Below are 15,863 nucleotides of genomic sequence, written 5' to 3'. Positions count from 1 at the left end.
GAGGCGACTCCCCTTCCTACTTGATGGTCTCTATCAGGTTTTTAGCGCTTTGTGGCGATCAGCAAGCACCGTATGATGCCTGCTCTTTTTGCGCTTTGAGAAGGAGCACTCACGATGTGGCTCATCACTGCCATGTTCGCATTCACCTACCTGGGCATGGCAGTGGGCCGATTGCCTGGCCTGCAGGTAGACCGCTCTTGGATGGCCCTCGCGGCGGCGTGTGTGTTGCTGGTGACCGGCACCGTTCAACTGGAGGAGATTGCAGGCCATATCGACATCGGCGCGCTGGTGCTGCTGATGGCGCTTATGCTGGTGTCGGCCCAGTTTGGCTTTTCAGGGGTGTATCACCAGCTGTCAGAGTGGATGGCCCAACATGCGGAGCAGCCCAGCAAGCTGCTACTCGGCGTGGTGCTGCTAGGCGGCGTGCTATCGGCGCTGCTGGTCAACGATATTGTCGCTTTTGCGCTGACGCCGCTGCTGTGCCAGACCCTGCTGGCGCGGGGTTTAGATCCACGCCCATTTTTGTTGGCCCTGGCGATGTCCTGTAACGCCGGATCGGCAGCTAGCCTGATAGGCAACCCGCAGAATATTTTGATTGGTCAGGCGGGCGACTTAGCGTTTTGGGATTACAGCATGCAAGCCGCTGTCCCTGCGCTGGTTGCGCTGATGACAACCTACAGCGTCATCTGGCTCGTCTGGCGGCGGCGCTGGTGGCTCAGTAGCCCAGCTTCGGTGCCATTAGCAACGGCGCCTGTGGCAGAAAGCCTTCGCTATAAGCCACTGTTGGCTGCTGTTGCCTTGTTGGTGCTGTTCTCGACACCGCTACCCAGAGAGTGGGCAGCGCTGGCCGTGGCGCTGGTGCTGATGATGTCGCGCCGGGTAGCCAGCCACCGCTACACACACGCCGTCGATTGGAATCTGCTCCTGCTGTTTGTGGGCTTGTTTATCGTCACGGGGAGCCTGGCATCGCTGCCAGAGGCTAGCGCGGTAGTGAATAGTCTGGTCGGTGAAGGCGGGCTGCCCAGCGATGCGTGGAGTATCGCGGGTATGTCGCTAGTGGCCAGTAACGTGATTGGCAACGTGCCTTTTGTGGTGCTGCTGTTGGGGTTATTCCCTGCACTGTCAGAGTCCACCCTCGTCATGCTGGCAGTCATGTCGACTCTGGCCGGCAACCTGCTGCTTATCGGCAGCGTGGTGAATCTGATTGTGGCAGAAGGCGCGAAGCGTCAAGGGGTCCACCTTGGGTTTATAGAGTTCGCTAAAGTGGGTGTGCCTGTCACCCTGCTATCGATGCTGGCCGCAGCGCTCTGGTTCACGCTTCGCTGAGCGTCATACGCCTTGTGCTAGGCGCATAAAAAAGCCGGAACCTCTCGGTTCCGGCTAGTGCATAGCTTGGCTCTAGTAACGTAACGGTTTACGCAGCGCTTGCCGTTGCCTTGCCTTTGCCACCATGCTGCTTGCGCTGCATGATAAACAGCACCGTACCAATCGCTAAGCCCGCGATGTCGGTGTAGATGCCGCCGTAGATCAAGAACATGGCACCGACCAGCATCACTAAGCGCTGGGGTAAGTTCACCGGACCGAAGAACCACTTCTGAACCATGCCCGAGAGCAACACAATGCCTAGCGTGGCGGTGAGGCCAACGCGCAGGATCTGCATGGCGGAGCCTTCCATCAGCATGGCCGGGCTGTAGAAGAACATGAACGGCACGATAAACGCCGCCAAGCCAATCTTGAACGACGCCACCGAGGTGCCCATGGGGTTGTCCCCAGAGATACCGGCCGCCGCGTAAGAGGCCAGCGCCACCGGCGGAGTAATGGCTGACACTACCGCGAAGTAGAACACGAAGAAGTGAGCAATCAGCGGCTCGATGCCGATGTTGATCACCCCGGTGCCACGACCGATGCTGCTACCGCGTAAGCCGCCGTGGTGGGCATGCCCATTCCCAGCAGAATGCTGATCAGCATGGCGAAGAACAGCGCCAGCAGTTGGCTAACGCCCGCCAAGCCCAACAGCAGAGAGGAGAAGCGCGCGCCAACGCCGGTTAGCGAGATCACGCCCACAATCAAACCCGCGCAGGCACACACGGCAATGATCTGAATAGACATGGTGCCGGCTAGCTGCAGCGCTCTTAGAATGGCGCGCAAGCCCATCTTGTTGGGTGAAATCCAGCTCACCACGGCAGCAGAGGCAGTGGCCAGCGTACCCGCGCGGATCACCGAGTAGCCCATGAACAGCGCCACGATCAAAATGATGATCGGTGCGAACAGGTAGACTTGCTTCACTAGCTTGGAGAACAGCGGAATCTCATCTTTGCGCATGCCGCGCATGCCTTTACGGGCGGCTTCAAAGTCGACCATAAAGTAGATAGAAGCAAAGTAGAGAATGGCAGGAATAATCGCGGCAATGGCGATTTCGGTATAAGGAATACCGGTCACTTCCGCCATAAATGAACGCACCTGCGCCCATGATCGGGGGCATGATCTGACCACCGGTCGAGGCGGCCGCTTCGATCGCCCCTGCGCTACGAGCGGGGTAGCCTACTTTCTTCATCAGCGGGATAGTCAGGGAGCCGGTGGAGACCACGTTACCAGCCGACGTGCCGTTGATCATTCCCATCAAACCAGAGGCAAAGATGGCCACTTTCGCCGGGCCGCCACGGGCACGACCTGCCGCTGCAAAGGCGAAGTTGACGAAGTAGTCGCCCACTTTGGAGGCCTGCAAGAACGCGGCAAAAATGATGAACAGAATGATATAGGTGGACGAGACCGCCGTGGTCGGGCCAAGAATGCCCGCATCGGTATAGACCTGACTAAAAAAGCGCTGGACCGACAGGCCAGGGTAGCCCAGGAAACCAGGTAAATAGGGGCCTGCAAAGACGTAGGTCAGAAACACGGCTGAAATGACGACCAACGCCAAACCTGCCACACGGCGAGTCAGTTCGAGAATCAGCAACGAGCCCGCGATGGCTGCCCAGGAGATACCAGGAGGCGCAAACGACGTGCCGGTGGACATCCGCATGTTGGTGTTAAACGCCATCAGCAGGTAGCCCGCGCTGGCCAGTGCACACACCATGAGCACTAAGTCGGCAGGGTTAAAACGGTGGCGGGCCTGGCGGTAGAACCAGGAGAGCACGATGGCAACCGCCGTGGTGGCCATTAGCGGATAGCCAAAGTGCAGCGTTTCCACGGCCGGGTCGATGCGCATGGCACCGCCGTTGATGGCCTGCTGCATCAAGAATACTTGCACCAGCGAGTAAACCGCAGGAACCAGCAGCGCATAGCTCACCCATTTCAGCCAAGCAGGGGAGGCCTGCTGGTCATCTTCAGCAAAGCGGGCACCGGCAAACAGCCCGTAACCCAAAATTAATGCACCGGCGATGTGTACGATACGGAACGACCAGGTTTCCATGGGGTACACGTTGAGTGAAAACAGGTGGAAACCTGAATAGGCAATCGCCAGTGCTGCAAATAATAGGAACTGCCAGCCAACGAACAGGCGGCGGTTGGGCTCAACAACTTCTTCATCGACGCCATCAGCAATCGATTCTGGCGTTGATGAAGCAGCTAAGGCGTCATCCTTGAGGCCGTTGGGGTCTTGGTCGGTATTGTGACTCATCAGAGGTCACCCTCACAGCAAAAGCAGAGAAAGGGGGCAGTAGCGAACGCTGCCCCGCCCGACAGGGTCGGCAGCGGGGCAGCGCGATGGTGCGTGGAGCTTACTTGATCATGTCGTCAGAGATATCGTAACCGTTCTCTTCGTACCAGCGTGCTGCGCCTGGGTGGAAAGGCAGTACCGTGTTGTGCACGATGTTTTCCGGAATGCTGGTTTCAGCACTGCGGTGTACGTCGCGCATACGATCATTGTTTTCCATCGTGGCTTTCGTGACTTCATAGATGAAGTCTTCCGGCAGGTCACAGCCAGCAATCGCGAAGTTCCACATGGAAACGGCGCGAGCATCCTCTTCAGCGTGGTGTAAGTGCTAGCCGGGATGGTGAACTCAGCGACCGGGAAGGCGTCTAGCACAGTCGCCAGCTCTTCTTCGGTAAACTCAATAATGTTCACGTCGGTTTGTACTTCCAGCTGGCTAACTGCCGGAATCGGGATGCCCGCAGCGAAGGCGACAACGTCCAGCAGGCCGTCCTGAAGCTGGCCGCCCAGGTCAGACCAGCCGCCATTACGGCGGTCGAAGTTTACGCCCAGGGTTTCCAGCATGGCCGGGAAGTAGGTGTCAGAGGTAGACGCCGCCGGGCCGAAACCGATGCGCGCACCGTCGGGGATGTCGGAAATAGATTCAATACCGGAGCTAGAGAGCGCAGCGATAGAGAACGGGGTTTCATACATCGGGAACAGCGCGCAAACGTTGTCCATGACTAGGCCAGGTGCCAGCGGGCTTTCGCCTTTGATGGCATCAGACGCCGGACCCATAGTGGTTAGGCCAAACGCCATGTCGCCACTGTGCACTAGCGCCAAGTTTTGGGTCGGGCCGCCGGTGACTTCGCCGCCGCCAGAAACGTCTAGTTCTTCAGCAATGAAGTTCGCCCAGCCAGAGCCATAAACGAAGTAGGTGCCGCCTTGACTTGCCGTACCAACAGTAAAGTTAGTGGGCCATTCAGAGCGGTCCGCATGGGCAGTGCCTGCAGCAAGTAACGCGCTGCCTGCGAGCAGAGCGACAGTTTTGGGCATCGTATTGCGCATGGCGAGATTTCCTAAGCTGTTATTGGGATTATCGTCTGGCGTGTGTAAACACCGCCAGTGCTTCATCATTAAGCAGCTTATATAGAGCGATACTTGTGCCACATATACGATTTAATATAAAAATCAATGCATTAAAAATTTGCTCTTCAACTTTGGTTGAAAAGCAAAAGCCATTAAGTGTCTGGCTTTTCGCACGCTCTAGATAGGGTTGTGTGCGGTTTTTCGCACACTTTTCAAAGGGGGCTAGCGCCTAGCGATGCAGCCGCTGCACCGCTAGAGAGGGGCGTTATTTGTTTTTACCTGGGTCAAGAATGCGAACCGGTTGCACATCCTGGATTTTTTGCTCATCACGCACCTGATTCACTCGTGTAGTGAGCTCGGGGGCCGCTTCGTCTTCAATGGGCAGCTGTTCGAAGAAATCACAGCTCACGCATTCACGGTAGCGGATGCCGTGCTGCTCCCACGCACGAATGCGGTCCATGGAGGCACAGCGGGGGCAGGTCACGCCTGCAATAAAACGTTTAATACTCGACATACATACACTCCCAACGTGCGGCGGCAACGCCGCCGCACCGGATAAAAATAGCCAGCTTAGGCGGCGCGAATACCGCTATGGCGCAGCAGCGGTTCGACGCTAGGTTCGCGGCCTCGGAAGGCACGGAATAGCTCGGCGGCATCCCGCGCACCGCCTTGCTCCAGAATCTCTTCGCGAAAGCGCTGGCCAGTGTCTGGGTCAAAAATCCCGGCTTCTTCAAAGGCGCTCCAGGCATCGGCAGAGAGCACTTCTGCCCATTTATAGCTGTAGTAGCCCGCTGCGTAGCCGCCTGCAAAGATGTGGCTGAAACTATTTTGGAAGCGGTTGAAGTCGACTACGGGAACGACAGAGGTTTGGCGACGCACGTCGTCGAGCAGCGTCTGAACATCGCTGGCCGAAGGCGCTTCCAGCTCGTGATGGAGGCGTAGGTCGAACAGAGAAAACTCGATCTGACGCACCATGCCCATGGCGGCTGGAAGTTTTTCGCCGCTTGCAGACGCTCGAACAGAACGTCTGGCAGCGGTTCGCCGGTATCCATGTGTTTGGCCAGCAGGTCGAGGCCTTCCCGCTCCCAGCAGTAGTTTTCCATGAACTGGCTGGGCAGCTCGACGGCATCCCAGGCGACGCCATTAATGCCGGAGACGTCTGCCACCTCTTGCTTGGTCAGCATATGGTGCAAACCATGGCCAAACTCGTGGAACAGCGTGGTCACTTCATCATGGGTCAGCAGCGCAGGCTTGCCGCCCACTGGAGCGGTGAAGTTACAGGTCAAAAACGCCACCGGTAGCTGCACGCCGCTCTCGGTTTTACGACGTACCCGGCAGTCAGCCATCCACGCGCCGCCACGCTTGCCTTCACGGGCGTAGAGATCTAAGTAAAAACCGGCAATCGGTTTGCCCTGCTCGCTGATGCGGTAAAAGTGGACGTCGTCGTGGTAACTCGGAGCGCTTTTATCCTGCTCTATTTGAACGTTGTAGAGGCGCTCAACGACCTGGAATAAGCCGTCGACAACCCTGGGCGCAGGGAAGTAGGGCCGCAGCTGCTCTTGGGAAATATCGTAGCGCGCTTCGCGCAGCTTTTCGCTGGCATAAGCGACATCCCAAGGTTTAAGAGAATCGATGCCAAGCTCATCACGGGCGTAGGCACTCAGCTCGACAAACTCCTCCTTCGCTTGCGGCTTGGCGCGGCGGGCGAGGTCTTCCAGGAAGTCCAGCACCTGCGCGGGGGAGTCTGCCATTTTGGTAGTTAGCGAGTAGTCGGCGTAGGTGTCGAAGCCGAGCAGGCGCGCCAGTTCCTGACGCAGGGCCAGAATCTCTTCCAAAATGGGGGCGTTGTCGAATTTGCCCGCGTTGGGGCCCTGGTCTGAAGCGCGGGTCACAAAGGCGGTATACCCTTCCTCGCGCAGCTCGCGGCTGTCGGCGTAGCTGACGATGGGGATGAAACTGGGGAAATCCAGCGTAATGCGATAGCCCTCAGCGCCTTTGGCTTCTGCCAGGGCCTTAAGAGTTTCCAGGGCGCTCTCAGGAACGCCTGCCAGTGCCTCGCGATTCTGAATATCTTTATGCCATGCCTGGGTGGCGTCCAGCACGTTATTAGAAAACTGGTTAGAAAGCGTGGAAAGACGGGATTGAATCTCACCGTAACGAGCCTTCTTATCCGCCGGTAAGTCGACCCCTGCCAGACGGAAATCGCGCAGGGCGTTATCCACCGTGCGCTGCTGGGCGCCTGTTAACGTTGCCCAGCTCTCGCTCTCTTTTAGCGCCTGCCAGCCTTTGAACAGCCCTTCGTGCTGACCGACCCAGGTGCCAAATGCAGAGAGTTTTTCCAGGCAGGCTTGGTAAGCATCGCGCAGCTCAGGGGTATTCATGGTGCCGTTGAGGTGCGACACCGGCGACCAAGCTTGGGAAAGACGGTCATTCACTGCTTCCAGCGGTGCGGCAAAGTTGTCCCACGTTGGGGATGTGGCAGCGGCCTGTTGGGCGAGGCGATCAATCGCCTCGCGACTTTCATCGAGCAGCGTTTCCACGGCGGGCACCACGTGGTCGGCACGAATGTCGGCGACAGGGGGGGAGCTCGTGGCTCTCTAGCAACGGGTTGCGGGACATAAGCACCTCGGTAGCAATCAAGTTAGGGGCGCACAAAACGTGCGCTGATGATGACACAGTGCGGGCAGTGAGGCGTTGTTTCAATGCTTGACCCGCTGCAAGCGTTTGGCCTGGGGGCAGGCGCCTGCTAGTCTTGCCGCCTTTCCATATCCGTAATATGCAAGTGTCACCAATAAGTGCCACCCATGGCAGGAGCAAGTAATGAGTGAAACGCTAGAGCGCTGGGGGTCGAAACGGGCCTTTATCTTGGCGGTAACAGGTGCTGCGGTTGGGCTGGGTAATATTTGGCGCTTTCCCTATGTGGCGGGAGAGAACGGCGGTGCTGCTTTCCTGTTGATTTACGTAGCGTTCGTGCTGCTGTTAGGCAGGCCCGTGATGATGGCGGAAATCCTGATTGGGCGTGCCGGGGGGCGCGGGCCGATGCAGGCGCTGGGGGTACTGGCGTCAGAAGCCGGGGCTTCCCGGCACTGGCGCTGGTTGGGGTTATTTGGCGCGTTCACCGTGTTCTGTATTTTGTCGTTTTACTCGGTGGTCTCCGGCTGGTCGATCGAGTTTTTAGTGGCCTCGGTGAACGGCAACTTTAACGGTGCCAGCGCAGCTGAGATCGGTGCAGGATTCGAAGCGTTTCTGGCGAATCCTGGGCTGCTGATCTTCAAGCACTCGCTGTTCCTCTTCATGACCATGACGGTGGTGGCAGCCGGGGTGGCCAAGGGGCTCGAGCGGCTCAATAACCTGCTGATGCCGCTGCTATACGGTTTGCTGCTGTTATTAGCTATTTATGCCACTACTACGTCGGGCTTTGGTACCGCGCTGTCGTGGCTCTTTCTGCCCTCGTTCGAGGACGTGACGCCCGCGGTCGTGTTGCATGCCATGGGCCATGCCTTCTTTACGCTGGCAGTCGGCGCCTGTGCGCTGATGGCGTACGGGGCTTATATGCCTGATGAGCAGAGCCTGCCGAAGGCGGCCTTTGCCGTGGCGGTGTTGGATATTAGCGTGGCGCTGCTGGCGGGCATTGCGATTTTCTCGGTGGGTGTTTGGCCAGGGCATGGACCCTGCCGATGGCCCAGGGCTGATGTTTGTCACGTTACCTATCGCCTTTTCAGAGCTGCCGTGGGGCTCGCTCTGGCTCAGCGTATTTTTCTTACTGCTGTTGCTGGCCACCTGGACATCAGCGATTAACCTTGCCGAGCCCATGGTGGCGACGCTGCAGGGGTTGGGCTGGCGGCGCAGTATCTCTACCGCAGTGGTGGCGATCAGCGTCTGGCTTCTGGGCTTGCTGTCGGCGTTCTCGTTCTCGGCGCTGGCCGAGTTTAGGCCCCTGTTTGGGCGCAATATTTTTGAGCTAGTCAGCAGTATTCCGCCCGATATTTTCCTGCCCTTGGGTGGTTTGCTGTTTGCTACCTTTGCCGCCTGGGTGATGCCCCAAGCGCTGGTCGTGAAAGCGCTGTGCGTGGGCGATGGTGGCTATGTCATGTGGCGAAATCTTGTGCGTTGGGTGTCGATCCCACTGACGTTTATTGTTCTGCTCGGTGGGTTGCTATAGTGCTGTCATCCCGCGTCGTCACGAAACGTGAAATGCTTTAGAGGAGTGTGCCATGAGCAGTGCCCTACGAACGTATCAAGGAGTCTCGCCGCAGTTGTGTGATCGTGTCTACATCGATCCCGCCAGCGAGGTGATTGGCAATGACACGCTAGGCGATGACTGCTCAGTCTGGCCAATGACGGTGATCCGTGGCGATATGCACCGCATTACCCTCGGTGCGCGCACCAGCGTTCAAGATGGCAGCGTGCTGCACATCACTCACGCAAGTGACTTCAACCCCGATGGTTTTACGCTCACCATTGGCGATGATGTCACTATCGGCCATAAAGCCATCCTGCATGGCTGCACGCTAGGCAGCCGTATTCTGGTGGGCATGGGCGCGATTGTGATGGATGGCGCAGTGGTTGAAGACGAGGTGACTATTGCCGCTGGCGCGGTGGTGACACCGGGTAAACGGCTGGAAAGCGGCTACGTTTATGCCGGCAACCCAGCGACGGCGCTGAGCCAGCTTAAGGAGAAAGAGCGGTCTTTCTTCCCCTACACCGCAGGCAATTACGTTAAGTTAAAAGATCAGTTCCTTATGGAAGCCGCCGAAGCACGCTAAGCGTTTGCCTTACCACTCGTTTTTCTAACATAGCCATGTTGCGCGCACTGAAAATCTGGTAATTTATCCAGTTTTCTAGGGTGCCGCGACATGGCTAATTTTCGCACGCATATAACGGTTGCAGCAGCGGGCGGCACGCTAATGGCTTACGTTGGCTGGCAGGCGCAGTGGTGGGCAGCTCCACAAGTCCTGCTAGTCATTGCCCTGGTGGCCTTTGGCGGTATTCTCCCCGACATTGATGCTGACCGTTCTCGCTCTATCCGGCTGATTTTTAATATTTTATCAGTGCCTTCGCTGGTGCTGGGTGTGCTGTTGCTGCAGCCGTGGTTAACCCCTGGGTTGCTGCTGGTGGCGTGTGGTGGCATCTATTTTTCAGTGCGCTATTTAGCGTCCGTGCTGTTTTCGCGCTTGACTGTTCATCGGGGGATTTGGCATTCGTTGATGGCGGCATTGCTGTGTGCGTTAGCCACCGCCGCGTTGAGCTACCATTTGCTGGCCCAGCCAGCGTGGTTAGCGTGGTCCCATGGGGCGGCGGTGTTGTTTGGATTCCTTATTCACCTAAGCCTAGACGAGCTGTTTAGCGTTGACTTGGAAGGGGCGCGACTTAAGCGCTCGTTTGGTACGGCGCTTAAGCTGGGCGATGGTCGTCGCCCTCTCTCTAACGTATTAATGCTGATTGCGCTGTTGGTGCTAACCCCTTGGGTGCCGCCTTAGAGCGTGCTGCTAGAGCTGTTCCATCAAGGTTCACTGCTGTGGCGGTAGTCGTCTGCGCTAAGGCCGTGTTTCTTTAGCTTGTCGTAAAAGGTTTTGCGGGGAATGCCTCAGTGGCGGCAGACATCGGGAACGCGGCCGTGGGGGCGGGCCAGCGGTTGGCTGATCAAGCTCTTCTCGAATAGCTCTACCTGACGCGGCAGAGTGGGTTCTTGCGTATCTGCCGAGCCGCCTTCCAGCAGCACATCCAGGCGGTAGTCGAACGCCGCGCCTAACAGCACATAGCGTTCCGCCAGATTGCGCAGCTCGCGGACGTTTCCCGGCCAGTCGTGGGCCAGCAGGGCGGCTACTGCGTTGCTATCCAGGGTAGGCGCTTCAAGGCCACTGCGGTTGGCGGCGACCACGGCAAAGTGTTGAAACAGCAGCGGGATATCTTCCCGTCTTTCCCGCAGGGCAGGCAGCGGTAGCGTCACGACGTTCAGTCGGTAGTAAAGATCCTCGCGAAAGCGGCCCTCTTCAGCGGCGACTTTAAGATCTACCTTGGTGGCCGCAATGACCCGAATGTTGAGCGGCACCGCTTCGTTGGCCCCTAGGCGCTCCACGCTACGATCTTGCAACACGCGCAGCAGCTTTACCTGCAGGGCCAGTGGCATCGACTCGATCTCATCCAAAAAGACCGTACCGCCGTTGGCATGCTCGAACTTACCAATGCGCCGCTCCACTGCTCCCGTAAACGCGCCTTTCTCATGGCCAAACAGCTCTGATTCGATGGTGTTTTCTGGCACCGCACCGCAGTTGATGGCCATAAACGGACTGTTACGCCGGGCGCTGCGCTCGTGAATGGCCCGGGCGACCAAGTCTTTGCCGGTGCCCGTTTCGCCAAACAGCAGCACGTCGGCTTCGACTTGGCTGATGCGCTGAATCATCGCGGCAAGCCGGGAGATTACCTGGGTACGCCCTACTAGGCGGGGGCCGAGCGCGGCCTGCTGAACTTCCAGCTCGGCTTTTAAACGCAGGTTCTCGAGGCTTAGCTGGCGCTTTTCGATGCCACGTCTCACCACATCCAGCAGCTGGTCGCCAGCAAAAGGCTTGTCCAGAAAATCCCAGGCGCCTGCCCGCAGCGCCTCCACGGCGGTGGAGATATCGCCATGGCCGGTGATCAGGATGATCGGCAAAGTGGCGTCGCGGCTATGCAGCTCATGCAGCAACTCCATACCACCCATGCCCGGCATGCGGATAGCGCTGACAATCACGCCTGGGAAATCAGGTGGTAGAGCGGCCAGCGCATGTTCGGCCGATTCAAAGCAGTGGGGCGTATAGCCCGCAAGTTCTAACGTTTGGCTGGCGGTGATACGCAGATGCGGTTAGTCGTCGATCACCATGACCGGCAGCGTCGACGGCTCATGCATGGGTTTGATTCTCCTGTTCGATGCGGGAGCCAGACGGCTCTGGTGCCGATGAGCGTGGCAAGGTGATAGTGAAGCTGGCACCTCCTTCCGTTTGATTCATAGCCTGCAGCCTGCCCCCAAGGTCCTCCATAATACGTGAGGAAATGGAGAGTCCTAGCCCTAACCCGCTACCGGGGGCCTTGGTCGTGAAAAAGGGCTCAAAAATATGTCCAAGGTGATCGGCGGCGATGCCAGGGCCATTATCTGCAACGCTGATAACCACTTGATTGTGATCCACTTGGGCGCTGAGCGATAGAACAGGCGCATCAATCTCTTTCATTGCCTGAACAGCGTTGCCGATCAAATTCACAAGCACCTGTTCAAGACGAACCAGATCGCCTTCTACTCAGAGCGTCTCCTCTGGCCACTGTTGAACGATACGAATACCGTCATCGCGTAAGCGACTATGAAAGAGCCGTAGCGCGTACTCAATGCAGGCTTGCACGGAAATGGCCTCTTGGTGCTCACTGCTTTTACGTGAGAATTGGCGCAGTTGGGCGCTAATATCTGCCATGCGGTCAGTGGGTTCGACAATTTGCGCTAGGTTGGCGTCGGCGCTTTCAATCCGCGAGAGCTCAATAAAGCGCCGTGCGTTTTCAGCATAGGCACGAATCGCTGCTAAAGGTTGGTTGAGTTCGTGGTTAATCCCGGCGGCTAATTGCCCAAGCACGGCGAGCTTAGCGGCTTGAATAAGCTCATCTTGGGTTTCGCGCAAGTTGGCCTCTGCTCGCCGCCGCTCTTCAATTTCATCCGAGGGGTGTTGGTTGCTGGCGACTAAGTCGCGGGTACGACGCTCGACGCTGACTTAAAGCTCATCTCGCACGCGGGCTAACGTTTGGCGCTCCCGCTCGGCAAACGCTTCACGTCCCGGCGTAGTCTCGGGCGTTGCCAGCCAATGCCCCCTGCTAGGGCGATGACGCCGGAGAGCCCTCCCGCCATGAAGGCAGCAATCCACTGGGCGTTCATGACCGGTGTCATTGGCTTGAGAATATGCATTTGCCAGCCCAACCTCAGGAATCGGCCGCGTTAGGCTTAAATAGCGCCCGCCGCTGAGTGGGCCATGCGCAAAGCTCACTAGGTAACTACCGGGCCCGTATGGGGTATTCAAGTGAATCCCGGACGGCGTTAGCGGCTCCATGGCATAGCGGCGGGGTTCGCGGAGCGCGTCGCGCTGCTCGTCGCTCAGCGGATAGAGAGCGTTCATGCGCAGTTCGGGGTGGCTGGCCATAAAGATGATGTTGTCGCTGTCGGTGACGAACAGCTCGGCATCCTGCTCGGCCCCGCTCTCCTCGACATCATCAAGCAGCACTTTGACGACGATCACGCCATCCGGCTTAGCATCAGGAGAGGTATCATCCAACCAAACCGGTGAGGAAAAGTAGTAACCGCGCTCCAAAGACTTGATGCCTAACCCAAAAAATCGTCCCTGGCCGCCTGCGATGGCATCCGAATAGTAGCTGCGAAAAGAATAGTTCTGGCCAATGAAGGTGTTGGGGCGATGCCAGTTGCTGGCGGCAATGGTGTCGGCATTCCGGTCAAGCAAGTAGACATCTGAGACTCCCGACGTAAAGCGAAAGCGATCCAGCAGCAGGTTGAGCGGCATAGGGTCTTGGCTATCAGGAGAGTCCAAAAAGCGCTGAACGCCTTCACGCGTGGCGAGCATTTGTGGCAGGTAGTCGTAGCGCAGCAGATAGCCGTTCAAGTTGGCCGCGGAGAGGCGTAGCTCGTTCTCGGCATCATCCTGAAGATTTGACAGCGCCTGCTCACGGGCGAGCTGGGCCGCCTGCCACATAAACAGCAGTAGCCCAACGGGAATGGCGATAAGCCATAGCAGACGCCCGCGTCGCGCGGTAGGGCTGAGATGACTGCTCATGCCGGGTTGCTGGTGCCCTGGGCACGGCGTAATGCACGCTGGGCGCGGGTTTCGGCTCTGGCCATTTCAAGCAGGCCCTCTTCCACGTACACCAAGTGTTCACGGGCGCGGGTGCGAGCATCTTCAGCACGGCCTTCTAAAATGGCATCTAGCAAGGCACGGTGCTGCTTCATCAATTGGGTGCGTGAGTCGGGTTTGGCAAACAGATGCGCCAAATTGTCCACGATGCTCTGTTCCAGCAGATGAAAAATGCCTCGGATCGTGTGAAGCAGCAGAACGTTATGGGCGGCCTCCGCAATAGCTAGGTGAAAGGCCGCATCTAGCTTGGCCTCTTGAGCCGGGTCAGCCCCCACAAAGCCACCATCAAGCTCCTCAAATCGCTGAATAAGCACGGCTTTATCGGCAGGCGTGGAGCGCGGGCTGCATAGTAGGCAGAAATTCCCTCCATGGCGTCACGGAATTCCAGCAGGTCTAAATGGAACTCATTATGGCGGGAGAGCATTTCCAACAACGGATCGGTGTAGCCGTTATTGAGCGTTTCATTCACAAAGGTGCCGCCGCCCTGGCGACTGGCGAGCAGGCCGCGGGCCGCCAGCTTTTGAATCGCCTCTCGTAATGAAGGCCGTGAAAAGCCAAAGCGTTCGGCAAGCTCTCTTTCTGGTGGCAAGCGTTGGCCTGGCTTAAGGCTACCTTCCAGAATCATAGCTTCCAGACGTTCCGTAATCCCATCGGCGAGGCGCTGTTGACGGAGCGGTGGGTAGGTCATTGATACGTGCTCCCTTAATTGGTAAGACCAATAATAGGGCGTTTCGTTAACATGCTCAAGCGGCAAAAATAAATGGGCAATGCCTATTAAGCTTAAGTATGCCGTTTAAACTAAAGTATAGGCGATAACGCGGCTTGGAAGATTATCTTCGTTTGACATGCTGCGAGCATCTCATTAACGTTGTTGAATCTCATTTGTAAATTGGTATTACCAATATTGGTTTGGTCGCATGCGTGTTGCTGTTAACGGTGTGCGTGATTGTAAAACCCTCGTTAGCGAATTAACGCCTACTCTTAATGGCTACTTATAAGAACGCCTCCATTGCACAGTGCCTGTCATGATCATTTCAGCCTCCACGGACTATCGGCAAGCTGCTAAGCGCCGCCTCCCTCCCTTTCTTTTTCACTATGCTGAAGGCGGCTCGTACGCAGAGCATACGCTAAGACGTAATGTCGATGACCTTCGCGATGTCGCGCTGCGCCAGCGGGTGCTGAAAGATATGTCGTCGCTTTCTCTTGAAACCGAGCTGTTTGGTGAAAAGCTGGCGATGCCTGTTGCCCTGGCCCCTGTGGGCTTGGCAGGAATGTATGCAAGGCGTGGTGAAGTGCAGGCAGCGCGTGCGGCAACGAAAAAGGGGATACCTTTTACACTATCTACCGTATCGGTGTGCCCTATTGCTGAAGTGGTCGCAGACGTGGAGCGCCCCATTTGGTTTCAGCTCTATGTGCTGAAAGATCGTGGCTTTATGAAGCATGTGCTGGAGCGGGCGAAAGAGGCTGGTGTGAAAACGCTGATTTTTACCGTCGATATGCCGGTGCCTGGGGCGCGCTATCGAGATGCTCACTCTGGTATGAGCGGTAAGAATGGCCCTATGAAACGCATGCTGCAGGCAGCAATGGATCCTTTATGGGCGTGGGATGTGGGGGTGCATGGCCGACCTCATGATCTGGGCAATGTGTCTGATTACCGTGGTAAGCCCACAGAGCTTGAGGATTATATTGCCTGGCTTGGCAATAACTTCGACCCCGCGATCTCTTGGAAGGATCTTGAGTGGATTCGTGAGTTTTGGGATGGCCCGATGATTATCAAGGGTATCCTTGACCCTGAGGATGCTCGCGATGCGGTGCGTTTCGGTGCCGATGGCATTGTGGTGTCGAATCATGGCGGTCGGCAGTTAGATGTTGTGCCTTCTACCGCGCGAGCGCTCCCCGCCATTGCCGATGCCGTTAAAGGTGAGCTGGCGATTTTTGCCGACTCTGGGGTGCGCAGCGGGTTAGATGTGGGGCGGATGATTGCCATGGGGGCAGATACTGCATTAATAGGCCGTGCGTTTATCTATGCATTGGCCACGGCAGGAGAAGCGGGAGTTGCTCACCTGCTGGAGCTGTTTGAGAAAGAGATGAAGGTAGCGATGACGCTGACAGGAGCGCGAACCATTGCCGACCTTAGCTCGGAATCGCTGGTATCTAGCGGGATTGCTGCTATTGACCAGTCCTCTTAATAGAGGGCTGTTAAAGCGGCGCTATAAGGTATCAGAACAATATTGGAGTTTTTTTACAAAACCCTCTTGCCAACCCGG

The 15,863-nt window shown here is 57.2% G+C and carries 5 protein-coding genes and 7 pseudogenes; 5 read left to right on the top strand and 7 right to left on the bottom strand.

The window, feature by feature from the left end:
* Positions 1-114 precede the first annotated feature (114 nt).
* Positions 115-1,326 (top strand): ArsB/NhaD family transporter, encoded by a 1,212-nt coding sequence (locus tag B4967_RS02350; RefSeq protein WP_083023322.1) that lies wholly within the window; start codon positions 115-117, stop codon positions 1,324-1,326.
* A gap of 88 nt (positions 1,327-1,414) precedes the next feature.
* Here B4967_RS02350 and B4967_RS02345 read toward each other — a convergent pair.
* The 4 genes and pseudogenes from B4967_RS02345 to prlC form a co-directional block, all read right to left on the bottom strand.
* A pseudogene (locus B4967_RS02345) lies at positions 1,415-3,619 on the bottom strand (TRAP transporter permease).
* A gap of 100 nt (positions 3,620-3,719) precedes the next feature.
* Positions 3,720-4,699, bottom strand: a pseudogene (locus B4967_RS02340) (TAXI family TRAP transporter solute-binding subunit).
* 286 nt (positions 4,700-4,985) lie between these two features.
* Positions 4,986-5,234, bottom strand: coding sequence for a YheV family putative zinc ribbon protein (locus B4967_RS02335; RefSeq protein ID WP_083023320.1), 249 nt, complete (start codon positions 5,232-5,234; stop codon positions 4,986-4,988).
* Positions 5,235-5,290: 56 nt separating this feature from the next.
* Positions 5,291-7,339: pseudogene (gene prlC, locus B4967_RS02330) on the bottom strand (oligopeptidase A).
* A gap of 201 nt (positions 7,340-7,540) precedes the next feature.
* On the opposite strand from prlC, the pseudogene B4967_RS02325 reads away from it, so the two are divergent.
* The 3 genes and pseudogenes from B4967_RS02325 (at position 7,541) to B4967_RS02315 (ending at position 10,200) form a co-directional block, all read left to right on the top strand.
* Positions 7,541-8,882 (top strand): annotated as a pseudogene (locus tag B4967_RS02325) (sodium-dependent transporter).
* Positions 8,883-8,934: 52 nt separating this feature from the next.
* Positions 8,935-9,486, top strand: a complete 552-nt coding sequence (locus B4967_RS02320) for a gamma carbonic anhydrase family protein (protein WP_083023317.1) — start codon at positions 8,935-8,937, stop codon at positions 9,484-9,486.
* Between the two features lie 90 nt (positions 9,487-9,576).
* The gene (locus tag B4967_RS02315; protein WP_083023316.1) at positions 9,577-10,200 is read left to right on the top strand and encodes a metal-dependent hydrolase; all 624 of its coding nucleotides are present in this window, start codon (positions 9,577-9,579) and stop codon (positions 10,198-10,200) included.
* Between the two features lie 23 nt (positions 10,201-10,223).
* Here B4967_RS02315 and B4967_RS02310 read toward each other — a convergent pair.
* From B4967_RS02310 to B4967_RS02300, 3 pseudogenes are all read right to left on the bottom strand, one after another.
* A pseudogene (locus B4967_RS02310) lies at positions 10,224-11,555 on the bottom strand (sigma-54-dependent transcriptional regulator).
* Between the two features lie 43 nt (positions 11,556-11,598).
* Positions 11,599-13,518: pseudogene (locus tag B4967_RS02305) on the bottom strand (sensor histidine kinase).
* Positions 13,515-14,284: pseudogene (locus B4967_RS02300) on the bottom strand (GntR family transcriptional regulator). Before B4967_RS02300 ends, B4967_RS02305 begins: the two co-directional pseudogenes overlap by 4 nt.
* A 337-nt stretch (positions 14,285-14,621) precedes the next feature.
* Here B4967_RS02300 and lldD point away from each other — a divergent pair.
* Entirely contained in the window at positions 14,622-15,785 is a 1,164-nt protein-coding gene (lldD, locus tag B4967_RS02295; protein WP_083023314.1) for an FMN-dependent L-lactate dehydrogenase LldD, read from the top strand.
* Positions 15,786-15,863 lie beyond the last annotated feature (78 nt).

The sequence above is a fragment of the Vreelandella lionensis genome, assembly GCF_002087295.1.
GTDB lineage: Bacteria > Pseudomonadota > Gammaproteobacteria > Pseudomonadales > Halomonadaceae > Vreelandella > Vreelandella lionensis.
The sequence above is the reverse complement of the archived record's forward strand: the minus strand, read 5'-3'. Positions and strand labels throughout refer to the sequence as shown.

Bases quoted from the DNA above. Each gene is read 5' to 3' on its own strand.
- B4967_RS02350 (WP_083023322.1), top strand. From the start codon at position 115: ATGTGGCTCATCACTGCCATGTTCGCATTCACCTACCTGGGCATGGCA.
- B4967_RS02335 (WP_083023320.1), bottom strand. From the start codon at position 5,234: ATGTCGAGTATTAAACGTTTTATTGCAGGCGTGACCTGCCCCCGCTGT.
- B4967_RS02320 (WP_083023317.1), top strand. From the start codon at position 8,935: ATGAGCAGTGCCCTACGAACGTATCAAGGAGTCTCGCCGCAGTTGTGT.
- B4967_RS02315 (WP_083023316.1), top strand. From the start codon at position 9,577: ATGGCTAATTTTCGCACGCATATAACGGTTGCAGCAGCGGGCGGCACG.
- lldD (WP_083023314.1), top strand. From the start codon at position 14,622: ATGATCATTTCAGCCTCCACGGACTATCGGCAAGCTGCTAAGCGCCGC.